Below are 21,696 nucleotides of genomic sequence, written 5' to 3' on the forward strand. Positions count from 1 at the left end.
ATCTGCGCCGCATGTGAAGAGTAATTTCCGAGTCGGCCGCCCCATCGACGATGGGGAGACATCCCCATCGTCATCCGGCGCCGGCCGGCCCTATGGTGAATCCGACCGACGATGCGATCGCGGAAGGAACGGGCATGAGCGGACCGGACGGCGTCCTCATCAAGTACACCGAGCTCAGCGAGCTGAACCGCAAGCTGAAGGACATCGTCGCCGAGCTCGAAGGCGCCGAAGACCGCGCCGACGTGCTCGAAGACGCGATCGGCGACCCCTACGGCAAGAACCGCCTGCGCGAAGCCGTCGAAGACTTCGAGGACCGCTGGAACAACAAGCGCAAGAACCTCGCCGAAGACACCAAGAAGGTCCAGGAGCATGTGCAGGGCGTGCTCGACGGGTTCACGGAGTGGGACCGGCAGACCACGACGGGCTGAGCGGGGCCGGCGCGCGCCGGCATCCACTCGGGGCACGCCCGGCATCCACCCGGGGCACCGCACCCGACACCCCGGACGGGCACCCACACGAGCATCGACATCGGCACCAGCTGAGGAGCGGACATGCAGCAATCCCCCAGGAGACGCGACATCGAGACGGTCGCGGGCACGCCCGGCACCATCATCAGACGCGGCGACCAGATCGAGACCCTCGGCACCGAGATGATCGACAGCGCCGAGCTGCTGCAGCGGATCGCCGACGGCGCCGACGGGCAGAAGGGCCTCGCCGTCGACGAGCTGCAGGACGTCGTCGGCGACGTCTACCGCGAACTGAAGCGCGCCGGCGAGATGTACAAACCGACGGGGCCCGTCGTCGCCGACTACGGGCGAGTGCTCGAGGACGTGCAGCCCAAGATCAAGGGCCACGTCGACAACTGCGAAGAGTACTGGAACGCCTACCTCGCCCTGCCCGGGTTCCTCGAAGGCAATCGGCCGAGCTGGGGCGCCCCCGAACCCGACAGCCCCGAGGCCGATGCCGCAGCGGACGACGACCGTGACAAGCAGGCCGCCTACGACAGGTGGGAAGCCGAGGCGGAACTCTTCGACGAGGACTACGACACCTGGGAGGACGCCTTCGAACAGGCCGCCGACCGGGTCGGAACCATCCTCGACGGCAAGATCGAGGACGGCTTCTGGGACAAGGTCGACGGCTTCGTCGCCGGCGCCCTCGAGGTGCTGAAATGGGTCGGCCTCGCCCTGCTCGTCGCCTCGATCATCATCGGCGGACCGCTCATCACCGCTCTCGTCGCCATCGTCTCGATCGCCACCCTTGCGCTCACGATCTATCAGAAGATCCGCGGCGACGCCGGCTGGAAAGAAGTCATCATCGCCGCGATCGCCGTCATCCCCTTCGGCAGCCTCGGCAAGAGCTGGACGGGCATCGCCGACGACGCGCTCGGCGGCATGATGACCGGAGCCGGCCGCTCGCTGATCCGCACCGAGGTCTCCACGATCTTCGGCTCGGGAACCTCGGCGTTCCGCTTCTCGGGCTCGGTCGTCGAAGGCTTCAAGAACGGCTTCGCCCAGTTCGCCCGCAACCACGGCACCGACGGGCGCCTCGTCGACAGCATCACCCGCTTCTTCACGGGCAAAGCGGCCGGCACGCTGAACAGCGCCGCCCCGGCCAATATCGTCGTCAGCGGCATGTGGACGGCCCTCACCCGCGTCAACTCCGGCCTCAGCTACGGCACCGGCGAAGGCCTCTGGTCGCGTCTCGGCGGAAAGTAGACTGCCCGCGTGAGCGACGACCTGCGTGCCGCCCTCGGTGCGAAACCCGACCCCGAATTCACCATGATGCTGCCCGACGGCTGGGTGCGCATGGATGCGAGCGACGCATCGCGCGACGCCGTGCTCGCAGCGGCCAAGGCGCGCCTCATGACCGCACACCGGCCCGATCTCTGGGCCACGACCCGTTCGACGATCCAGCAGGCGTTCGAGAACCTGCGGAAGAACCGCGGCGTCGCGATCATGATGCAGCTCGAAAGCGACGAGGACCGCCCCTTCATCCCCGCCTCCCTCACCGCGGCGATCCAGACCGCGCCCGTCGGCGTCGGCATGGACGACTACGTCGCCCATCTCATCGGCGACGGGGCGACGCCGCTCGGCGACGACAAGCGATTCGTCCGGCAGGAGAAACGCGAAGAGGTCACGCAGGACGGCGTGCGGATCGGCCTGACCACGGTGCGCTACCTCACCCCGGTACCCGGCACGAAGCGATCCCGCGCGCTGCTGCTGACCGCCGTCATGCCGCACGAGACGACCACGCCCGACGACGACCCGCTGCTGACCGCGGTGCGCTTCACGATCGACGCGCACGTGTCGACGCTGCGGTGGATGCCGGCCGGCGCCCGAGCGGCAGGGGCCCGGCCGTGAGCGGCATGGAGCTCACCGCCGAGGCCGACCCCGCCCGCTGGATCACGGTGCCCGCCGGGCTCGTCGAACCGCAGCGGACCGCATGGCTGGATGCCGCGACCGCGACCGCCCGGGTCGCCTCCGCCCATTGGGACCGCCCGAGCGACGAACTCGTGCCGCACATGGTCGCCCACGCCCTCGAGCTCCGCGGCCCGGGCGATGGACTCGTGCTGCAGTACTGGCCGCCCGTGGTGCCCGGAGCGGTGCTCGTGCGCGTCGAGGTCTCCGAGGCGCCCGATCGCGGCGCGGTCGCCTCCGAGCTCCGCGCCGAGCAGCTCTCGCACGTCGAGCAGTTCACCGGCGCCCGTCTCGGGCCCGGCTACGAATGGGTGCACAGCGCTCCCCTGCCCGGCGAGGCCGAGGACCTGCTGATGGGCACCCAGCACCTCTTCCTCGACGAAGGCCTCATGGTGCTCGCCACCCTCGACGCCACCATCCCCGAGCTGTTCGCCGTCGTCGTCGACGAGGTGCGGGCCTTCGTGCGCACCCTCCGCCTCGGCTCGGGCGAGGACGAATGGCACTCGATCCCCCTGCCCGGCGAGGTCGGCACCCGTGCCGACCTCGAGACCTGGCCGACGTTCGGACCGGCCGCATGAGCACGGCCCCGGCAACCGCGAGCGACTGGGCGAAAGCCCTGCCGCGCGGCGGGCGCGTGCCCTGGGACGAGCTCGAGGCCCACGTGCTGCGCGGCCACGACGAACTCCTGCGGCTCCTCGGCGACGCCGCCTACGGCGTGCGCCGCCGGAACCCCGTAGTCACCGTCCTCGGCCGCACCGTCGCTGTCATCGCCGGCGTCATCGCCCTCGCCGTCGTCTGGGCGCCGATCTGGGGCATCGCCACCCTCCGCGGCGACGCCTTCGGCATCGTCGACGTCGACGGCGCCGCCGCGATCCCCGTCGCCGGCGCCTCGGCGATCGTGAGCATCTGCGTGCAGATCGCCCTGCTCGTCTCCGCCGCACGGGGCCGCCCCGGCACGAGCGGCATCGGCGGCGGCAGCGCGCTGCTGTCGGCCTTCATGCTCGCCGGCATCATCGTCGTCGGCGTCCGCCAGGGCGTGCCCGGCTGGCCGGCATGGGCCGCCGTCGCTGCGCTCGCCGCCGTCCTCGGCGTCGTCGCCGAGATCGCCGAACGCCGTGCGGTTCGCGCACTGCCCGACGGATTGCCGGCCCGCCCCGCCGAACCGGCCGGCGACCGCCTCGACCGCGAGCAGCGCATCGACGCCGCCGTGCAGGCCCTCCCCTCCGAAGAACGCGCCCGGCTGCTGGCCGAACGCCGCGCCGCGATCGAATGGCTCCGCATGGTCGGCACCGTCGACCGCGAGACCGCCGCACGCGCCATCCGCGCCCCGCTCGGCCGCCTCGGATCGTCGATCTGAGCGGCTACGGCCGCCGACGAGCGGTGCGAACCGGCATCCACCCGCCCGAACACCACCCGGGAGCGAGCCGGACACACGCTGGAAGCGTCCTCACGGAATGTCGCCGGGCGGCATTATCCTCGGTTCCATGGCGGATCTGAACCGGGTGCGGCACTGGGCGGAGGCCCTCATCGAGCTGCACCTCGATCCGGCCGTGTGGAGCTTCGGCTTCGACCACGCGAAGAAGCGCGCCGGCCTCTGCAACTACACGACCGGGCGCATCACCGTCTCCCGGTACCTCGCCGCACGCTACGACGACGACGAGATCCACCAGGTGCTGCTGCACGAAGTCGCCCACGCCCTCGCCGGCCCGCGCGCCGCCCACGGCCCCACCTGGCGCAAGGTCGCCCGCGAGATCGGCTACACCGGCCGGCGCACCCACGACGGCCGCATCGCCGACGAACTGGCCCCCTGGGTCGGCCGCTGCCCCGCCGGGCACGAACACTATCGCTACCGCAGCCCCACCCGGCCGCTCAGCTGCGGCCTCTGCCGACGCGGCTTCGACCCCGCCAACCTCATCTCCTGGATACGGCGCGAGATCACGCCGGCCATGCGGCAGCGCGCCGCAAGCGGCGCCTGAGCACCCCGCACCGGGCGCTGCAGCCACCCCGACCCCCGGAAGGCAATACAGTGCTGGGGTGCCCGTTTCCACCGTCTCCGTTCCCGTCGGCCAGTGGCTCGTCGCCGATGACGGCATGCGGTGGTGGTTCGACTCCGGATCGTTCGCGCTCGACTTCGCGTACACCGGCGGCATGCCCGGCGGCCCCGCCGAACGCCTGACGAGCCCCGAAACCCTCGACGCCTGGCTCGCCGAACGCGTGCCGATGCCCCTCGCCCCGAGCCGGCCGCGCGAACGCCTCGACGCGATCTCGCTGCGCGACGCCATCGGCCGCCTCGCCCTCGCCGCCAGCCGGCACGAACCCGGTGCGATCGCCGACATCGACCTCGTGAACCTCTTCGCCGCGACCCCCGACCTCGCCCCGGGCCTGGCCGGCGGCAGCCGCCAAGCGGGCGCCTCGGTGCATCCCGTCGCCCGCGCCCTGTCGACCATCGCACGCGACGCCGTCGGCCTGCTCGCACCCGACGGCCTCGAACGCATCCGCGTCTGCGGCGCCGAGGACTGCGGCATCGTCTACCTCGACACCTCCCGCGCCGGCACCCGCCGCTGGTGCTCCATGCAGCGCTGCGGCAACCGGGCGAAGGTGCGCGCGCACCGCGAACGCGCCAAACGCACCGCCGAGGAGCAGGCCGGCTCGACGCCCCTGCCCGTGTTCGAGGAGCCCGAGCCGAAGCCACCGCGCACGAGCGAACGGGCGGATGCCCTGCGCGCGGCCATCCGCGGCGCCATCGAGACGTCCACACCGCCCTCGCGGGCCATGGCGGGAGCGCTCGCCGACGCCGACCCGCACGACGCCTCCGCGCCGGACGCCGAGGGGTCGAAGCCGGCCGCCTGACGCGTTGCCGGGGTCGCGGCGTCGAGACCGGGTCGGGGCTCGCCGGCCGTGCTCGAGGCGCGGGGGCTTGCCCGGCGAAGGGCGGAGCCGCGTCGTGCCCGGCGGGGCGCCGGCGCGGGCCGGTCAGGCCGCGCGGAACCCGGCGCCGTCCAGGCGCGGCACGGCCTCGCTCTCGTCGATGCGCACCGCGCGGCGCACCTCGTCGCGACGGCCCGCCGCGGCCAGTTCCAGCCCGCCGGCCGAAGCCCCCGTCAGGTGCGTCGTCGCGTTCCGCAGGCCCTCGAAGGCCGCGCAGGCGACGGCGGCCTCGGGCGAGGTGTGGTCGATGCCGAGCGCGACGAGTGCTTCGACGACGGCACCTGCGCCCAACTGGTCCTCGACCGCGAATCGGGGGTGCCCGTCGGCATCCGTCGCCCTCGCGGCGATGATCGCGACCGCGAGACGCCGGCCCTGCCGTTCCTGCTCGCCCAGGATGAAACGCGCGACCGCCGATCGGTTGCGGAGCGCGGCGGCGAGCACGAGGCGATCCCCCGACCCCGCGAGCTCGGCGAGTTCGCCGGCCGGAGCGGATGCGCCGGCTTCGACGGCGAGCACGGCATCCGTCGTCGCGGTGAACACGTCGACGAGGACGAGGACGTCCGCCTCGCCAGCGAGCCGCGCCGCGCCCGGGCGGCCCCAGTCGAAGCGGACCTGATAGCGGGACTGGGCGAGCGGGTCGGGTGCGTCGGTCACCGCGACAGGCTACCCCGGCACCCCGCCCCGCACCGCGCGTATGACGGCCCGCGACGGGCGCACGGGGGACCTTCAGAAGGCGGCGTCGTAGCGGGCGAGGGCCTCGGCGTCGTTCGCGCGGCTCGTGGCGCGGCGGGCGGCGTCGAGCGCGGCGACGGGATCGGCCTCGTCCAGCGCCATCGCCAGTTGGCGTTCGGCCTCGGCGAGCCGGGTGCGCGCCTCCGCCCCGATGCGGCCGCGCGAGCGGGCGATCGCGTGATCGGCGACGGCGATCTGACCGCGGGCGATGCGGATGGCTCCGTCGAGTGCCGAACGGGCGCCGTCGAGACGGCCCTGCGCGGCACGCGCCGCATGCCGGGCGGCCTCGAGCCGCGCCCGCACGCCCTCGAGGCGCTCCCCGTCGGCGAGCGGATCGGCGACGGCGTCGCCGCGGGCCGCCAGGCCGAGCGCGGCCTCCTCGATCGCCGCGTCGAGGGCCGCTGCCGGACCGACGGGTTCCAGGCGCTCCCGCTCGCGGCGGGCCTGCTCGAGCTCGCCGTCGAGTTCGGCGGCGGTGATGCGGGCGTCGGTCTGCGCCTGGGCCAGCTCGAGCTCAGCGCGTTCGGCGGTTTCGAGCTCGCGACCGGCACGGCCGAGTTTCGCGGCGGCCTGTTCGAATGCGGCGGCCGCCGGGCGGCGCTCCCCGGCACGGCCGAGCGACTCCTCGAGAGCGGCCCCGGCTTCGGCGAGCAGCGCCGAAGTGCGCGCCACGGCATCCCGGAACCCCGTGAGGGCCGTCGGCGCATACCGCCCCACGAGCCGGTCGAGCTCGTTCTGCGCGGCGGTCGTGCGGGCGCCGAGCCGCTCGAGCTCTTCCCGAAGCACCGGCCCCTCGTCGCCGACGCCGCGTTCCGCGGCGCGCAGCTCGTCCACGCGGCGACCCATGCGCTCGAGGGCGGCGAGCGCGGAGTCGCAGAGGCCCGTGATCCGCACCGTCCAGCTGCGACGCTCCTCGGGGCTGTCGGGCTCGGCGTCGTCGAGTCGCTGCTGCAGCAGGAACGCCTCGCGAAGCCACCCGCCGGCCTGCTCGATCGTGCGCCGGTACTCGGCGGCCTCGACCCGCCCGAACTGCGCCTCGGCGAACGCAGCCTCGTCGAGCGCCTCGCGCAGGGCGTTGTCGGTGCGCACGAGCAGCGCCTTCGCACCGCGTTCGCTCGCCGAGAGCCGCTCCGACTCGGCGATGCGCCGCTTCGCCCCGGCCCGGCGTGCGGCGACGGCGATCACGATCACGACGACGAGGGCCGCTCCGAAGACGAGGAGCGACGGCACCCACCACAGTCCGTCCGCCATGACGCGAGTCTACGAGACCGGCCCGTGGTCCCGCCCGGTCTGCGCGCTGCTGCGTTCCCGCCCCGCCGCGCCCCTGCGCGCCGGTGCTTCCGCTTCCCGGGGTCATATCCCGACAGAAAGGCGGGCCGAACGCGGTTTTCGTGGCGGGATATGACCCCCGGAACGTGATGGGGTGCGGGGTGCGGGTGCAGGGGTGGGTGCGCGGGGGCGGGTGCGCGGGGTGAGTGCGCAGAGGTGCAGGCGGGCGGGGTGGATGCGCGGGGCGCGCGTCAGGGCTCGGCGAGGGCGGCCGGGGCGGGGCCGAGGAGGGTGAGGCGCTGCGTGGCGCGGGTGGCGGCCACGTAGAGCGCGGAGACGCCGCGCGCGGCGCCGGCGAGGATGCGCGCGGCATCCACGATGACGACCTCGTCGAACTCGAGGCCCTTCGCCTCGTCGGGTGCGAGCACCGCGATCGGACGGCCGAGACCCGCCGAACCGCGCCCGACCGCGACGGTGCCGACTGCAACGGTGCCGAGCGCTTCGGCGAGCGCCGCGGCCACCCGGTCGGCGTCTGCGGCGGGGGCGATGACGGCGAGGGTTCCGGCCTCCTCGGCGGCGATGCCGGCATCCGCGCGCGGGTCGTCGGCGAGGAGGGCGAGGAGCGCGGGCACGAGGTCGGCGCCTGCGGCATCCACCCGAGCCACGGGATGCTCGCCCTCGCGCACCGACTCGGTCGGCGTGATCGCCAGCCCCTCGGCGGCCGCGAAGCGCTCGGCGACGCGCGTGATGCGGGCCGGGGTGCGGTAGTTGACGGTGAGTCGCTCCTGCCGCCACTGGCGGAAGTGCGGGTCGAGGGCCTGCCGCCATGAGCGGGCGGATGCCGCCGAGGAGGCCTGTGCGATGTCGCCCACGATCGTGAACGAGCGCAGCGGGCAGCGCCGCACGAGCAGCCGCCACTGCATATAGCTGAGTTCCTGGGCCTCGTCGACGACGATGTGCCCGTACGTCCAGCCGCGGTCGGCGGCGGCGCGTTCGGCGGTCGTTCGCCCGTCGCCGCCCCCGGCGAACCCGGCGACGAGGCGTTCGGCATCCACGACGCCCTCGGCGCCGGCGTCGGCGATGGCCGCCCGCGCATGCTCGAGGTCGCGGCCGTGCTGGGCGCGATCGGCGGCGGCCCGGGCGGCCTGCCGATCGTCGGGCATCTCGCCGAGGAGTTCGGCGGCCTCGTCCAGCAGCGGCACATCGGAGACGGTGAAGGGGGCGCGCCGCTCGCGGGCGAGGAGCGCACGATCCTCCTCCCGCCAGTCGCGGGTGAGTTCGGCCAGCCATGCGGGGCGCGCGTACAGGTCGCCGAGGAGTTTCTCGGGGCTGAGCGGCAGCCAGGCCGTGTTCAGCAGCACGCGCACGTCGTAGGCGGTGCGGAGGTCTTCGCGGAGCACCTTGCGGTCGGCGTCGTCGACGGTCGCCCCGCCCTTCACGAGCTGGGCGGCGAGCCGCTCGGTGAGGGCGTCGAGGGCGTGCTTGACGAAGGTGACGCGGGCGACGTTGTGCGGTTTGCCGCGCCGCTCGGCCTTCTGCATCGCGGTGCGGATGAGCTCGGGTCGCACCGTGAGGCGTTCGCCGTCGACCTCGATCGTGCGGGGGCCGTCGGGCACGATCCGGCGGGCCTTCACGGCGCGGGCGAGGAGGGCGGCCATGCGCCTGGAGCCCTTCAGCCGGGCGACGGCGGGCGGATCTTCGGCCGCGGCGTCCACGCCCGGGTACAGCTCGCCGAGCGAGCGCATGACGACGCCCGTCTCGCCGAGGGAGGGCAGCACCGCCTCGACGTACTGCAGGAACGCGTCGGAGGGGCCGACGACGAGGATGCCGCTGCGGCCGAGCCGCTCGCGGTTCGCGTAGGCGAGGTAGGCGGCCCGGTGCAGGGCGACGGCGGTCTTGCCGGTGCCGGGGCCGCCCTGCACGACGAGGGCGCCGCGCAGCTCGGAGCGGATGATGCGATCCTGCTCGCCCTGGATGGTCGCGACGATATCGCGCATGCGGCCGCCGCGCCGGGCGGTGATCGCCGCGAGCAGCGCCCCCTCGCCCTGCACGGTCTCGTCGCCGCCGAGGAGGGTGTCGTCGAAGACCTCGTCGTCGATGCGGACGAGCTCGCGGCCGGCGAGCGCGAGGTGGCGGCGGGCACGGACGCCGAGCGGTTCGGCGGCGGTGGCGCGGTAGAACGCGGCGGCCTGTGGGGCGCGCCAGTCGAGGAGCATCGCGCGCTGCTCGGCGTCGCGCAGGCCGATGCGGCCGATGTAGCGCAGCTCGGGGCGCGTGAGCCGTTCGGGGGTGGATGCCGCGGGCGGGGCTTCCGTGCCCGCAGTGGATGCCGCGTGCACCGCGGCGCGCGGCGCATCCGGTGCGCTCGGGGCATCCACCGCGCCACCGGCATCCGCACCCCGCTCGAGCAGGAGCCGGCCGAAGACGAGCCGCGCATCCACCTCGCGGAGCTCGGCGAGGCGATCCTCGTGCAGGCGGGCGAAAGCGTCGCGCTCGCTGCGCGCCTGATGGTTGCCGCCGACCCGCTCGGCGCGCACCTTCGACAGCCGCCGGGCCGCTTCGTCCCGCTGCTCGTCGAGGCGCGCGTACAGCGCCTCGACGACCTCGCGCTCCCGCTCAAGCTCGCGTTCGCTCACCCGCATCCCCCTCGTGGTTCCGGCCTGGAAGTCTATTCGGCGCCGGTGAGCGGATGCCGGGTGCGGGCACGGCATCCGCCCAGCCGCGTGCACTATGCTCGACTCGGCCGGCGCGACGAATGCGCCGCCTGCGTCGTAGAACGCTTCTTCCGGGCCCGAAGGCCCGTCGATTCTTCATGCGGCGATCGGATGCGGAACATCTTCCGCCTTCGCCACCAGCTCCCGGTGCCATGCGCCGCCCGAGCCTTCTGCCCGAAAGGCATCCCGTGACCGACCACACCTTCAGCACGCTCGGCGTGCCCTCCGCCCTCGTCGCCGCCCTCGCGGCCGACGGCAAGACCGCACCGTTCCCCATCCAGGTCGACACCCTGCCCGACACGCTCGCCGGCCGCGACGTGCTCGGCCGCGGCAAGACCGGATCCGGCAAGACCCTCGCGTTCGCGATCCCCATGGTCGCGCGCCTGTCGGGCCCGCTCGCCGGCAGCCGCCGTGCCGGCCGCCCCACCGGCCTGATCCTCGCGCCGACCCGCGAGCTCGCCACCCAGATCACCGCGACCATCGAACCCCTCGCCGCCGCGGCGGGCCTGCGCGCGACCACGATCTTCGGCGGCATCAACCAGAAGCGCCAGGTCGAGGCGCTGCGCGGCGGCGTCGACATCGTCGTGGCGACCCCCGGCCGCCTCGAAGACCTCATCAAGCAGGGCTTCGCGCACCTCGACGCCGTCGAGATCACCGTGCTCGACGAGGCCGACCACATGGCCGACCTGGGGTTCCTACCCGTCGTCACGCGCATCCTCGACCAGACCCCGCGCGGCGGCCAGCGGCTGCTGTTCTCGGCGACGCTCGACAACGGCGTCGACAAGCTCGTCAAGCGCTACCTGCAGAACGAGGTGCTGCACTCGGTCGACGAGGCCACCTCGCCGGTCGCCGCGATGACGCACCACGTCTTCCAGGTCGCCGACACCGACCAGAAGAACGAGCTCGTGAAGACCCTCGCGTCCGGCACCGGCCGGCGCATCCTCTTCATGCGCACCAAGCACCACGCGAAGAAGCTCGCGAAGAAGCTGACGGATGCCGGCATCCCCGCCGTCGACCTGCACGGCAACCTCTCGCAGCCGCAGCGCGACCGCAACCTCGCCGCCTTCGGCGACGGATCCGTGAAGGTCATGGTCGCCACCGACGTCGCCGCCCGCGGCGTGCACATCGACGACGTCGAACTCGTCATCCACGTCGACCCGCCGATGGAGCACAAGGCGTACCTGCACCGTTCGGGCCGCACCGCACGCGCCGGCTCGGCCGGCGACGTCGTCACGATCGCGTTGCCCGCGCAGATGGACGACCTGAAGAAGCTCCTCCGCAAGGCCGCGATCACCGTGACGCCGGCGCAGGTCACCTCCGCCTCGCCGCAGGTCGCCGCGCTCGTCGGCGAGGTCGCCGCCTATGTGAAGCCCGCGCCGCGGCAGGCGAAGCCGCAGGGCGGCGGCGGCACGTCGCAGGGTGCCAACGCGCAGCGGAAGAAGGCCCGACGCTCCCAGGGGCAGGCCGCGCCCAAGCAGGGCGCTTCGCAGGGCGCCCGCCGCGACCGCCCCGACTCCCCCTCCACTCCGAAGCGCGACCGTTCGGGCCGCCCCGCCGAGGCCAAGGCGCACGCCCCCAAGCAGGGCGCCGGCCACAGCCGCGGCGCGCAGACGACCGGTGCACAGCGGAACGCCTCCCGCACCGCGCGCCGCCCGATCCGCGTCGGCGACGTCGTCACGCCGAACCGGAACCCCCGCACGAACCGCCGCGCGCAGGGCTGAGCCGGCCGGGCCATGAGCGGATGCCGCGGCGCCCGGGTTCCGGTGCGCCGCGGCATCCACCCGGCCGAAGCCGCGGCCTCAGCCGCGTCGAAGCCCTGGGCCGAAGCCGCGTCGGAGGCTCCGGTCAGCAGCCGCCCGTGGCCTCCTCGCCCGCGAAGCGGGCCCCGATCCACTCGATGATGTCCGGCAACGCGTTCCCGATCATCTCGTCATGGTCGCCGTCGACGGTCCGGAAGGCGACGGTGCCGCCCGTCTCGCACTGGCGATCCACCACCGTCTGCACGGTATGCGCCGGCACGGCCATGTCCTCGGCGCCGGCGACCGCCAGCAGCGGCACCTTCAGGGTCGTATCGGTGTACACGTTGCGCTCGGCGAGGGTCTCGGCGGCCGCGACCCCCAGCCAGTCTGGGTCCGCGAACGCCTCGATCGTCGCCTCCTCCCCCACGATCGCCATCGCGACCGGCAGGCACGAGGCCACGACGTCGTCGTAGGCGGCGAGGCCGGCCTCGCTCAGCACGTCCTCGCGGTCGACCCCGAACTGCAGCTCGAGCGACGCGGCGACGTACGGCAGGTACACGCCCATCCCCGGAGCCCGCAGATCCTGCTCGGTCATGAGATCCAGCGGCGTCGCCGGGGCCAGGGCCACCGCACCGACGAGCCCGTCGACCGCGCCGTCGTCCGAGGTGCGCGACGCAGCCCCCCAGGCCGCCTGCCCACCCTGCGAATGCCCCATCGCGACCCACTGCTCCGACAGCTCCGGGACCGCCTCGCGGGCGGCCGGCACGGCATAGCGCAGGTCGTCGGCGTTCGCCGGCATCGAGATGTACTCGTGGCCGTCGCCGGCACCGAGCCCCGAATAGTCCGTGGCGACGACCGCGTACCCGTTCGCGAGGAGCGCGAGCATGATCTCGGGATAGTAGAGGTCCTTCAGCAGGCTCGGCGCGCAGCTCGGGTCGACGCCGCTCGTGCCGTGCCCCCAGGCCACGACCGGCCACCCGCCGTCGGGCACGGGCCCCCACGGCACGAGCACCGCCGCCGAGGCGGCGACCGGGTCGCCGTCGGTGTCCACCGAGTTGTAGACGATGCGGTGCATGAGCGTATCCGGCAGCTTCCAGCCGTCGAAGGCCTCGACGGCGATGAGCGTGCCGGCCTCGCCGTTCGGCTGCGCATCGTAGAAGGCGTCGCGCGGAAGCGCGTTGAACTTCTCGAAGTCCCGCCACAGGGCGACCGGGTCGTCGCCCGGAGGCTCGGTCGTCGGCGGCTCGGTGGCCGGTTCGTCGCTCGGCGAGTCCGTCGGTGCCGCATCGCCCGTGCAGGCGCTGAGCGCGAGCGCGCTCGCCGCGGTGAGCACGAGCGCGATGGTGCCGCGTGATTCGATCATGATCCCCCCGGCATCCAGCCTAGCCAGGCGGGCACGGGTGGCAAGGGGGCTCCGGGCACCGCTGCGGGCGGGCGGCAGCCTGCGGCGGGGGTGCGGATGCGCGTGCGGCGGCATGCCGCGGCCGGTGCGGATGACCCCCGAGCGGGGGTATTGATCCGCGCGGCCCGCTGCTGCCACGATGAGGCGTTCGGACGGGAGGGCGTCCGGTTCCCGACCGTGCGCCGCCGTCCCGAAGGCCTCCCCATGACCGAACCCGCAACCCAGCCCGCACAGCCCGCCGACGAGCCCGTCACGGCCACGGGGCCGAGCGCCGCCGCGGCATCCGCACCCGCACCGGCATCCGCACCCGAACCCGGCTCGGCATCCGCACCCGCATCCACCCCTGCCGCCGACCCGGCCGCGGCCCGCCCCAACGTCGCCCGCGGCATCGCGTTCGCCGCGCTCACCGTGCCGGCCGGCATCGCCGCCTGGGTGCTGCTCTGGCAGGCCGGATTCATCTCGGCCATCGTCGCGTTCGGCGTCGCCTGGCTGGCCCTCCTGCTCTACCGGTTCGGATCCCGCGGCCTGGTGACGCGCGCAGGGATGTGGGTCGTCGTCGCCACGACCGTCGTGACCCTCGTGCTCGCGTTCTTCGCCGGCGTCGCCTGGGACATGGCCTCCGTGCTCGAATACGAGATCCCCGCCGTCTTCTTCGATGCGGAGTTCTGGTGGCTGTACCGCGTGAACCTCCTCGACAACCCCGAACTGTGGTCGTCGTACACGGTCGACATCCTCTTGTCGGTGCTGTTCGCCGCGCTCGGCACCTTCAGCGTCTTCCGGTCGCTCGCGAAGCAGACCTCCGGCACACCCCAACTGCGGTCCTGAGGCGCGGGCGTGCGTGCGACAGCCCTCGATTTCCTCTGCCGCGCGCGCTGGCCTAGTCTGCCGATATGAGCACCGATGTTGTTGCCGATGTCATCGTCCGACCCATCCGGGACACGGATGCCGAGGCCCTCGGCCGCGTCCACGCGAGCTGCTGGCACGAGACCTACGACCACCTCATCAGCGCGGCCGCGTTCGAGCGGCTCTCACCGCGGCGCATGGGCGAGCTCTGGAACCACCTCGCCGAGCGCGGCGAGGAGTACGCCCAGTTCGCCGCCGTCGTCGGCGGTGAGATCGTCGGCTTCGTCGGCGCCGGCCCGGCCCGCGACGAGGAGCCGCCGCGGGCGCGCGAGCTGCAGTTCATCTACCTCCTCGACGCCTACCACGGCACGGGCATCGGGCAGCAGCTCTTCGACGCCGCCTGCGGCGACGAGCCCGTCTACCTCTGGGTGGCCGAGGACAATCCCCGCGCCCACGGCTTCTACCGACGCAACGGGTTCGCGGCCGACGGCGCCGCGCAGACGGTGCCGTTCCTCGGCGAGGAGATCCACGAGGTGCGCTTGGTGCGCTGAGGCACCAGGCCGGCCGGTGCGCCTCGGCATCCGCTCGGCGACTGTTCGCTGCGGGCGGATGCCGGGGCGTTCCGCATGTCGGAGGGTCGCCGTAGTTTGGTGAGAGCCGAGCGGGCCGCGTGCGCCCGCGGCATCGAAGGGGAACCGATGACCGACCAGACCGCTCTCGACCCGCTGGCCGCCGAGCTCGGCGAACGCCTCATCCGGCCCGGGGATGCGCGGTGGGACGCCGCCCGCGCGCCCTGGGCGCTCGCGGTCGAGCAACGCCCCGAGGCGGTCGCCGTGCCCGCCGGGGTCGAAGAGCTGCGGGCGGTCGTGCGCGCCGCCCGCGACGGCGGGCTCACCGTCGCCGTGCAGCCCTCCGGGCACGGCGCGAACGGCTCGCTCGCCGGCAGCATCCTGGTGCGCACCGACGCCTTCGACGACGTGCTCGTCGACCTCGACTCGCGCACGGCGCGCATCGGGGCCGGTGTTCGGTGGAACCGCCTGCTCCGCGAGTTGGCCGGCAGCGCCCTCATCGCCCCGGCCGGCTCGAGCGGCGTCGTGAGCGTCGCGGGCCTGCTGCTCGGCGGCGGCCATTCGTGGTTCTCGCGCAGCCTCGGCCCCGCGGCCAGGTCGCTGCGCGCGGTCGAGATGCTCACCGCCGACGGCGAGCTGCTGCGCATCGACGACCAGCACGACCCCGATCTCATGCGGGCGCTCCGCGGCGCCGGCGGGGCGTTCGGGGCCGTCACGCGGCTCGAAGTGGGGCTCGACTTCGAGCGGATGCTCTACGGCGGCCGGCTCGTCTTCGCCCCGGATCAGGCGGCGGCCGTCATCGCGTCCGCCCTCGATGCCGGGCGGGCCGCCCCCGAGTCGGTGCAGATCCACACGGGGTTCATGCGGTTCCCCGATGCCCCCGTCGTGCCCGAGGAGCTGCGCGGGCGCCGCGTCGTGCAGGTCGACGTCGTCTCGCGGGCGGATGCCGCGACCACCGAGGCCGTGCTGGCGCCCGTGCGGGCGGCCGGCACCGTCGTGCAGGAACGCCTGCGCTCCTTCGGCATCGAGGCGCTCGAAGAGGTCGCCGACGAGCCCACGGATCCGAGCCCGGCCGGCGGATGGTCGGGGCTGCTCGCCGACGCCGACACGGCCCTCGTCGAGCGGGTGCTCGACGTCTTCGACCGGCCCGAGGCGGCTGCGCTCGTCGGGTTCGACGTCCGCGTGCTCGGCGGGGCCATGGCCCGCGACGAGGGCCCGGCGGCCGTCGCCGGAGCCGTCGCCGAGCCCTTCGTGCTCCACACGATCGCGTTCGGCCCGCCGGATGCGCAGCAGGCCGCGATCGGGACGCTCCGCGAGGCCGTCGGCGAATCGTGGACGGGCCACTCCCTGCCCTCGTTCCTCTCCCCCGGCGACGGGTACGGGGCCGCCTACGGCGCCGGCACCGTCGAAGGGCTCCGCGAGGTGAAGGCCCGCGTCGACCCGCACGACGTCTTCGTCGGCAACCGGGCGTTCGAGTGAGCCCGGGCGGCCCGGACTCCGGCGCGATCCCCGTCATCCTCGACGTCGACACCGGTGTCGACGACGCCCTCGCTCTGCTGTTCGCGGCACGGCATCCGGGGCTCGACCTGCTCGCGGTGAGCTGCGTGTCCGGCAACGCATCGCTGGCACAGGTCACACGGAACACGCTCGCCGTGCTGCACGCGGCCGGGGCGGACGAGGTGCCCGTCGCCGCCGGCGCGGCACGCCCCCTCATCGAACGGCCGCGGCCCGCCGCCGGAGCGCACGGCTCCGACGGGCTCGGCGGCATCGTCCTGCCGGATGCGCCGCGCGCTGCCGATCCGCTCGGCGCCCTCGACCTCATGCGCCGGACGATCCTCGCCTCGCCGCGACCCGTGACCCTCGTCGCCCTCGGACCGCAGACGAACCTCGCCCTGCTGCTTCGGTCATACCCCGAGGTCGCCGCCGGCGTCGAACGCATCGTCTTCATGGGCGGCTCGGCATCCGTCGGCAACGCCACCGCGGTCGCCGAGTTCAACGTGTGGCACGACCCCGAAGCCGCCGCGATCGTCGTCGACTCGGGTGTGCCGTGCCTGATGTACGGCCTCGACGTGTATTCGGAGCCGGCGGTGCCGGAGTCGCTCGCCGACGCCCTCACCGGCGGCGACGACCCCCTCGGGCGACTCGTCGGGCAGCTCCTGCAGCACCGCTTCACCCTCGTCGACGGGCGCCCCGCCGACTACACCGGCGGGCTCGGCGATGCCGGTGCGGTGTGCGCGATCGCCGACCCCGACGCGCTCGGCACCGCGCGCCTGCCGTTGCGGGTCGAACTCGCCGGCGGCTCCCGCGGTCAGACGATCGTCGACCGGCGGACGCTGTTCGGGGAGGACGTCGAGCACGGCATCGCCGAATCGTGGACGCCGGTCGACGTCGCCCTCACCGTCGACGGCCCGCGGCTCGCGCGGGGGTACCTCGAAGCGCTCGGGGCGGCGGTGGAGGCATAGGGGCGCGACCCGGTTCAGGGCAGGCGGCCGACCGAGGCGAGGGCCTGGCGGAGCAGCACCCCGCGTCCGCCCTCCATCTCGGCGCCGAGCGCGGGCGAGGCGGCCTCCTCCGGCGTCACCCAGGTCACCTCGAGGGCGTCCTGCCGAGGCTCGCACGTGCCGGTGACCGGCACGACGTACGCGAGCGAGACCGCATGCTGGCGCTCATCGGTGAACGGCGAAATGCCGGCGAGCGGAAAATACTCGGCGACCGAGAACGGCACCGGGCTCGCCGGCAGCAGTGGGAACGCCATCGGCCCGAGATCCTTCTCCAGATGCCGGAAGAGCGCATCCCGCAGCGTCTCGCCGTACATGACCCGCCCCGAGACGAGGGTGCGCGTCATCTCGCCGACCGCATTCGCCCTGAGCAGCACGCCGACCTCGGTGACCTGCCCGAGCCCGTCGACGCGCACCGGCACGGCCTCCACGTAGAGCAGCGGCAAGCGCCCGCGCACCTGCGCGAGCTCGATATCGCTCAGCCAGCCGGGGTTCGGACTCCGCGCGGGCTCGTCCGGCGTCCAGTCGGGGTCCGGGGTGCGTACGCTCATGGCTCCCATTGTCGCGCAGGGGCGCGTCGGCGGTGCGGTGCGGGTGCGCGTCGGCGGTGCGGGGCGAGAGCCGGATGCCGGCTGAGCCTGCCGCGACGGCGCGCCGGGGCATCCACTCGGGGATGATGGAAGCCCGCCCGCGAACAAGGAGCCGCATGCCCGATCCCACCCTCGACGACCGTGCCGTGCTCTGGTCGGCGGCCGGCGACGACCGCACCGGCCGCCCCGTGCTGCTGCTCCTGCACGGGTACAACTCCGACGAATCCGACCTGTTCGGGCTCGCGCCGTACCTGCCGCTGGAGCCCGTGGTCGCGTCGTTGCGCGCGCCGCTTCCCGCCGGGTACGGCTACGCGTGGTTCCCGCTCGGCGCGCCGGGCTCGCTGCTCGCGCCCGAGCAGACGCTCGCGCGGCGGCGGGGTGCGGATGCCGCGGTGCGGGCCGTGCTCGCCTGGCTCGACGAGCGGGTGGATGCCAGGACCCCGGTCGGCCTGCTCGGCTTCTCGCAGGGCGGCGCGATCGCGATCGAACTGCTGCGCGCCCGGCCCGAACGCTTCGCCTTCGCCGCCGTGCTCGCCGGCTTCGCGCTCGACGACGCGCAACCCGGCGACGAGGAGCTCGCACGCATCGCCCCGCCGGTGTTCTGGGGGCGCGGCACCGCCGACGAGGTGATCCCGGCGGCGGCCGTCGCGCATACCCAGCACTGGCTGCCGGAGCATGCGAGCCTCACCGCCGGGATCTACGAGGGAGTCGGCCACCAGATCTCCGAGCTCGAACTGCGCGAACTCGTCGCCTTCCTGCGCGAGCGGTACGCGTAGGCGGCGGCGCGATGCTCGTCGGTCGAGTAGCGCCGCAGGCGCGTATCGAGACCTTCGATACGCCCGCTGCGCGATGCTCGTCGGTCGAGGAGCGCCGCAGGCGCGTATCGAGGCCTTCGACACGCCCGCTGCGCGAGCTACTCGACCGTCGGCGCGATGCTCGTCGGTCGAGGAGCGCCGCAGGCGCGTATCGAGACCTGCTCGTGGTGCGGTGGGTCTCGACACGCCCGCTGCGCGAGCTACTCGACCGGCGGCGCGATGCTCGTCGGTCGAGTAGCGCCGCAGGCGCGTATCGAGGCCTTCGATACGCCCGCCGCGCGAGGCGATCAGTCCTCGTCGGAGCGAGCCGCGCGAGCCGCGTCGCGCTCTTTGACGCGGATCTTCTCGGCGCGTACCGCCGCCTGCGTCGCCCGCTCGGCGACGAGCCACTCCGGCGGCGCGGCGAGCAGCGCCTTGATCTCGGCGGTCGTGAGCGCGTCGTCGATGCCGGCGCGCGCGAGGCCCGAATTCGAGACGCCGAGTTTGGCGGCGACGACCGGGCGCGGGTGCGGGCCCTCGCGGCGCAGCGTCGCCAGCCACTCGGGCGGGTCCGCCTGCAGGGCGGCGAGCTCGTCGCGGCTCACGGTTCCGGTGCGGAACTCCTCGGGAGTCGCCTCCAGCAGGATGCCGAGCTTCTTCGCGGCCGTGGCCGGCTTCATGGTCTGGGAGGCGCTCATCCCTCGAGCGTAACCCGCGAAGCCGGGCAGCCGCCGCGCGGGGCTGCGCCCCGGCCTCCGCGCCCGCCGACCCACCGGCACGGCGGCGCCCGTTTCTGCGCAATGCAGGAACACGCACGGCGTGTCGCACCCTGCCATGCGGCAGCACTGCCCGCGACACGGGTGCGCTCCTGCATTGCGCAGGAGACCGGCACATGCGCTCGCCGGGTCGGCGCGGCAGGGCGCACCGGCATCCACACCCGACCGGGCGCACCGGTTCCGCACCCAGCAGGGCGCACCGGCATCCACACCCGACCGGGCGCACCGGTTCCGCACCCAGCAGGGCGCACCGGCATCCACACCCGACCGGGCGCACCGGTTCGCACCCAGCAGGGCGCACCGGCATCCACACCCGGCCGGGCGCACCGGTTCGCACCCAGCAGGGCGCACCGGCATCCACACCCGACCGGGCGCACCGGTTCCGCACCCAGCAGGGCGCACCGGTTCCGCACCCAGCAGGGCGCACCGGCATCCACACCCCGGCACCGCACCGCTCGTTTCTGCGCAATGCAGGAACACGCACGGCGTGTCGCACCCTGCCATGCGGCAGCACTGCCCACGACACGGGTGCGCTCCTGCATTGCGCAGGGAGAATAGCCTGGGATGCGGAATGAGGGGGTGCGGATGCTTCGGCTCGACTACGTCGCTGGGGTGAACCCGGCGAAATGGTTGCGCGTGTGGGCCGAGCTGCGACCCGAGCTGCCGCTCGACGCGCAGCGGGTCGACGAGGTGCGGCAGCGCACCGCGCTCGATGCCGGCGAGGCCGATCTCGCGTTCATCCGGCAGGCGGCCGACGCCGCACCCGCCGACACCGAGGGGCTGCACCGGGTCGGGCTCTGGGAGGAGGCGCCCGTCGTCGTCCTGGCGAAGGACCACCCCCTCGCCGACACAGATGCCTTCACCATCGCCGAACTCGAGGGGCTCGACCGCGCGCCGGAGCAGGGGGACCCGGCGATGCTCCTCGAACTCGTCGCCGCGGGCACCGGCATCGCCGTGCTGCCGCAGGCGCTCGCGCGGCTGCACGCCCGCCGCGACATCGTCGCCCGGCCGCTCTCGGACGGCGCGCCGACACGCATCGCCCTCGTGTGGCGCGTCGAGCGCGACGACACCGACATCCAGGAGTTCGTCGCGGTCGTGCGGGGCCGCACGGCGCGCAGTTCGCGTGGAGCGGATGCCGCGGGCGATGCCGAAGGCGCCAGTGCGGGCACCGGTGGGTCGCGCCGTTCCCGCGGGAGCGCCGCCGATGGCACGCACGGCACACGCAGCGGAACGTCGCCACGCGGGAGCCGGAACCCGCGCGCCGCGCACCGCCGCGGCCGACCGGGCTCGCACGGCCGCCGACGTAGCTGAACCGGCCAGCGATCCGGCCCGGTCACAGGCACCGCAGGAGCGGCGGCGCGTGACGGCATCCACACCCGCCCGGGCGCACCGGCTCCGCACCGACAGAGCGCACCGGCATCCACACCCCGGCACTGCGGCGCCCGTTCTGCGCAATGCAGGAACGCGCACGGCGTGTCGCGCCCCGCCATGCGGCAGCACCGCCCGCGACACGACTGCGCTCCTGCATTGCGCAGAAGCGGGCACCCGCAGGAGCGGCGGCGCGTGACGGCATCCACTCGGCGAAACGGAGGGCGGTGCCGGCACCGGGTCAGGCCGTCGCGGGCTGCACGAGCGGCGGGTACACGCGGCGCAGAACGACGCGCTGGCCGAGGGTCCAGGCCACGGTGACGAACAGGTAGATGCCGGCGGCGAGCGGCACGAAGATCGCGATCACCGCGGTGAGGAACTGCAGGACGCCGAGCGCCGTGGTGAGCCCGGCGGGCGGAGTCGCCGGGCCCTTCGCCCCCGGGGCCGGGGCCGGGGTCGCGGCCGGGGCCGGGGTCGGCATCGTCGGCGTCTGCGGCCGGAACACGCGGCGGGTGACCTCGCCGACGGCGGCGATGCCGAGGATGACGACGCCGTAGACGATCGCCGACGCCGGCTCGAAGGTGCCGCTCGCGAGCTGGCCGGCGAGGCTGTCGCCGAGCGGCACACCGCCGAGGGTGTGGCCGAGCAGCTCGTTCGGATGGCCCGCGATCGTCGGCAGGATGAAGAGGGCGTAGATGACGCCGACGACGGGGATCTGCACGAGCATCGGCAGGCAGCCGGCGAGCGGGCTGGTGCCCTCGGCGCTGTACAGCGCCATCATCTCGCGCTGCAGGCGCTCCGGATCGTCCTTGTGCTTGCGCTGCAGTTCGGCGAGCTTGGGGGCGATCTTCGCCCGCATCCGTTCGGCTTTGGCCTGCGAGACGCCGACGGGGATGAGCGCCGCGCGGACGATCAGGGTGACGAGGACGATCGCCGCAGCGCTCGCGGCGGCACCGGCGACGGGGTGGATGAGGTCGGCGAGCCCCATGAGGAGGCGGTAGGCGCCGTCGATGACGGCGGCGATGGGCGGAAAGGCATAGATGTTCACGGGAGGTTC

The 21,696-nt window shown here is 74.0% G+C and carries 21 protein-coding genes; 14 read left to right on the top strand and 7 right to left on the bottom strand.

All coding sequences use genetic code 11. The features are described 5' to 3' along the window. Positions 1–134 precede the first annotated feature (134 nt). The 7 genes from G127AT_RS04685 to G127AT_RS04715 all read left to right on the top strand — a co-directional run bounded on the left by G127AT_RS04685 (position 135) and on the right by G127AT_RS04715 (position 5,267). On the top strand, positions 135–428 hold the full coding sequence (locus G127AT_RS04685; protein WP_210900508.1) for a hypothetical protein: 294 nt from the start codon (positions 135–137) through the stop codon (positions 426–428). 123 nt (positions 429–551) lie between these two features. Then, positions 552–1,715, top strand: coding sequence for a hypothetical protein (locus tag G127AT_RS04690; RefSeq protein WP_210900512.1), 1,164 nt, complete (start codon positions 552–554; stop codon positions 1,713–1,715). Positions 1,716–1,724: 9 nt separating this feature from the next. Further along, a complete protein-coding gene (locus G127AT_RS04695) occupies positions 1,725–2,360 on the top strand; it encodes a hypothetical protein (protein ID WP_210900515.1) in 636 nt (211 codons plus the stop codon). After that, positions 2,357–2,995 (top strand): hypothetical protein, encoded by a 639-nt coding sequence (locus G127AT_RS04700; protein ID WP_210900518.1) that lies wholly within the window; start codon positions 2,357–2,359, stop codon positions 2,993–2,995. The genes G127AT_RS04695 and G127AT_RS04700 overlap by 4 nt, the downstream gene beginning before the upstream one ends. Next, on the top strand, positions 2,992–3,774 hold the full coding sequence (locus G127AT_RS04705; RefSeq protein ID WP_210900521.1) for a hypothetical protein: 783 nt from the start codon (positions 2,992–2,994) through the stop codon (positions 3,772–3,774). The genes G127AT_RS04700 and G127AT_RS04705 overlap by 4 nt, the downstream gene beginning before the upstream one ends. Positions 3,775–3,901: 127 nt before the next feature. Further along, a complete protein-coding gene (locus G127AT_RS04710; protein WP_210900524.1) occupies positions 3,902–4,393 on the top strand; it encodes a SprT-like domain-containing protein in 492 nt (163 codons plus the stop codon). Positions 4,394–4,451: 58 nt separating this feature from the next. Continuing rightward, positions 4,452–5,267, top strand: coding sequence for a CGNR zinc finger domain-containing protein (locus G127AT_RS04715; RefSeq protein WP_244857742.1), 816 nt, complete (start codon positions 4,452–4,454; stop codon positions 5,265–5,267). 123 nt (positions 5,268–5,390) lie between these two features. Here the strand turns inward: G127AT_RS04715 and G127AT_RS04720 are convergent, their stop codons facing one another. The 3 genes from G127AT_RS04720 to G127AT_RS04730 all read right to left on the bottom strand — a co-directional run bounded on the left by G127AT_RS04720 (position 5,391) and on the right by G127AT_RS04730 (position 9,988). Beyond that, the gene (locus G127AT_RS04720) at positions 5,391–5,999 is read right to left on the bottom strand and encodes a 2-phosphosulfolactate phosphatase (protein WP_210900527.1); all 609 of its coding nucleotides are present in this window, start codon (positions 5,997–5,999) and stop codon (positions 5,391–5,393) included. Positions 6,000–6,071: 72 nt separating this feature from the next. Further along, positions 6,072–7,328 (bottom strand): hypothetical protein, encoded by a 1,257-nt coding sequence (locus G127AT_RS04725; RefSeq protein WP_210900529.1) that lies wholly within the window; start codon positions 7,326–7,328, stop codon positions 6,072–6,074. Positions 7,329–7,597: 269 nt separating this feature from the next. Next, positions 7,598–9,988, bottom strand: coding sequence for a HelD family protein (locus G127AT_RS04730; protein ID WP_210900532.1), 2,391 nt, complete (start codon positions 9,986–9,988; stop codon positions 7,598–7,600). A gap of 260 nt (positions 9,989–10,248) precedes the next feature. Here G127AT_RS04730 and G127AT_RS04735 point away from each other — a divergent pair, with 260 nt between their 5' ends. Beyond that, positions 10,249–11,781, top strand: a complete 1,533-nt coding sequence (locus G127AT_RS04735) for a DEAD/DEAH box helicase (RefSeq protein ID WP_210900534.1) — start codon at positions 10,249–10,251, stop codon at positions 11,779–11,781. 124 nt (positions 11,782–11,905) lie between these two features. Here G127AT_RS04735 and G127AT_RS04740 read toward each other — a convergent pair whose 3' ends face one another. Continuing rightward, positions 11,906–13,162, bottom strand: coding sequence for an alpha/beta hydrolase family protein (locus G127AT_RS04740; RefSeq protein WP_210900537.1), 1,257 nt, complete (start codon positions 13,160–13,162; stop codon positions 11,906–11,908). 243 nt (positions 13,163–13,405) lie between these two features. Here G127AT_RS04740 and G127AT_RS04745 point away from each other — a divergent pair, with 243 nt between their 5' ends. The 4 genes from G127AT_RS04745 to G127AT_RS04755 all read left to right on the top strand — a co-directional run bounded on the left by G127AT_RS04745 (position 13,406) and on the right by G127AT_RS04755 (position 17,075). Beyond that, entirely contained in the window at positions 13,406–14,026 is a 621-nt protein-coding gene (locus tag G127AT_RS04745; RefSeq protein WP_210900540.1) for a hypothetical protein, read from the top strand. 65 nt (positions 14,027–14,091) lie between these two features. Further along, positions 14,092–14,595, top strand: coding sequence for a GNAT family N-acetyltransferase (locus tag G127AT_RS04750; protein ID WP_210900543.1), 504 nt, complete (start codon positions 14,092–14,094; stop codon positions 14,593–14,595). Positions 14,596–14,742: 147 nt separating this feature from the next. Then, positions 14,743–16,092, top strand: a complete 1,350-nt coding sequence (locus G127AT_RS15990; protein ID WP_244857744.1) for an FAD-binding oxidoreductase — start codon at positions 14,743–14,745, stop codon at positions 16,090–16,092. Further along, on the top strand, positions 16,089–17,075 hold the full coding sequence (locus G127AT_RS04755; RefSeq protein ID WP_244857745.1) for a nucleoside hydrolase: 987 nt from the start codon (positions 16,089–16,091) through the stop codon (positions 17,073–17,075). The genes G127AT_RS15990 and G127AT_RS04755 overlap by 4 nt, the downstream gene beginning before the upstream one ends. Positions 17,076–17,089: 14 nt before the next feature. On the opposite strand, the gene G127AT_RS04760 is transcribed toward G127AT_RS04755, so the two are convergent. Beyond that, positions 17,090–17,662, bottom strand: a complete 573-nt coding sequence (locus G127AT_RS04760) for an NUDIX hydrolase family protein (RefSeq protein ID WP_210900549.1) — start codon at positions 17,660–17,662, stop codon at positions 17,090–17,092. Positions 17,663–17,817: 155 nt separating this feature from the next. Here G127AT_RS04760 and G127AT_RS04765 point away from each other — a divergent pair, with 155 nt between their 5' ends. Then, entirely contained in the window at positions 17,818–18,477 is a 660-nt protein-coding gene (locus tag G127AT_RS04765) for an alpha/beta hydrolase (RefSeq protein ID WP_210900552.1), read from the top strand. Between the two features lie 326 nt (positions 18,478–18,803). On the opposite strand, the gene G127AT_RS04770 is transcribed toward G127AT_RS04765, so the two are convergent. After that, on the bottom strand, positions 18,804–19,193 hold the full coding sequence (locus G127AT_RS04770; RefSeq protein WP_244857746.1) for a DUF5997 family protein: 390 nt from the start codon (positions 19,191–19,193) through the stop codon (positions 18,804–18,806). 663 nt (positions 19,194–19,856) lie between these two features. Between G127AT_RS04770 and G127AT_RS04775 the strand changes: the two genes are divergently transcribed. Beyond that, positions 19,857–20,582: a LysR substrate-binding domain-containing protein gene (locus G127AT_RS04775; protein ID WP_210900554.1), complete on the top strand. Its 726-nt coding sequence runs from the start codon at positions 19,857–19,859 to the stop codon at positions 20,580–20,582. Between the two features lie 298 nt (positions 20,583–20,880). On the opposite strand, the gene G127AT_RS04780 is transcribed toward G127AT_RS04775, so the two are convergent. After that, positions 20,881–21,687: a YidC/Oxa1 family membrane protein insertase gene (locus tag G127AT_RS04780; RefSeq protein ID WP_210900557.1), complete on the bottom strand. Its 807-nt coding sequence runs from the start codon at positions 21,685–21,687 to the stop codon at positions 20,881–20,883. Positions 21,688–21,696: the final 9 nt, after the last annotated feature.

Source organism: Agromyces archimandritae, assembly GCF_018024495.1.
Lineage (GTDB): Bacteria > Actinomycetota > Actinomycetes > Actinomycetales > Microbacteriaceae > Agromyces > Agromyces archimandritae.

What these genes read in the sequence shown, in the direction of transcription:
- G127AT_RS04740 (WP_210900537.1), bottom strand. Translation starts at nt 13,162, where the DNA reads ATGATCGAATCACGCGGCACCATCGCGCTCGTGCTCACCGCGGCGAGC.
- G127AT_RS04725 (WP_210900529.1), bottom strand. Translation starts at nt 7,328, where the DNA reads ATGGCGGACGGACTGTGGTGGGTGCCGTCGCTCCTCGTCTTCGGAGCG.
- G127AT_RS04750 (WP_210900543.1), top strand. Translation starts at nt 14,092, where the DNA reads ATGAGCACCGATGTTGTTGCCGATGTCATCGTCCGACCCATCCGGGAC.
- G127AT_RS04705 (WP_210900521.1), top strand. Translation starts at nt 2,992, where the DNA reads ATGAGCACGGCCCCGGCAACCGCGAGCGACTGGGCGAAAGCCCTGCCG.
- G127AT_RS04760 (WP_210900549.1), bottom strand. Translation starts at nt 17,662, where the DNA reads ATGAGCGTACGCACCCCGGACCCCGACTGGACGCCGGACGAGCCCGCG.
- G127AT_RS04765 (WP_210900552.1), top strand. Translation starts at nt 17,818, where the DNA reads ATGCCCGATCCCACCCTCGACGACCGTGCCGTGCTCTGGTCGGCGGCC.
- G127AT_RS04710 (WP_210900524.1), top strand. Translation starts at nt 3,902, where the DNA reads ATGGCGGATCTGAACCGGGTGCGGCACTGGGCGGAGGCCCTCATCGAG.
- G127AT_RS04775 (WP_210900554.1), top strand. Translation starts at nt 19,857, where the DNA reads ATGCTTCGGCTCGACTACGTCGCTGGGGTGAACCCGGCGAAATGGTTG.
- G127AT_RS04730 (WP_210900532.1), bottom strand. Translation starts at nt 9,988, where the DNA reads ATGCGGGTGAGCGAACGCGAGCTTGAGCGGGAGCGCGAGGTCGTCGAG.
- G127AT_RS15990 (WP_244857744.1), top strand. Translation starts at nt 14,743, where the DNA reads ATGACCGACCAGACCGCTCTCGACCCGCTGGCCGCCGAGCTCGGCGAA.
- G127AT_RS04690 (WP_210900512.1), top strand. Translation starts at nt 552, where the DNA reads ATGCAGCAATCCCCCAGGAGACGCGACATCGAGACGGTCGCGGGCACG.
- G127AT_RS04745 (WP_210900540.1), top strand. Translation starts at nt 13,406, where the DNA reads ATGACCGAACCCGCAACCCAGCCCGCACAGCCCGCCGACGAGCCCGTC.
- G127AT_RS04770 (WP_244857746.1), bottom strand. Translation starts at nt 19,193, where the DNA reads ATGAGCGCCTCCCAGACCATGAAGCCGGCCACGGCCGCGAAGAAGCTC.
- G127AT_RS04685 (WP_210900508.1), top strand. Translation starts at nt 135, where the DNA reads ATGAGCGGACCGGACGGCGTCCTCATCAAGTACACCGAGCTCAGCGAG.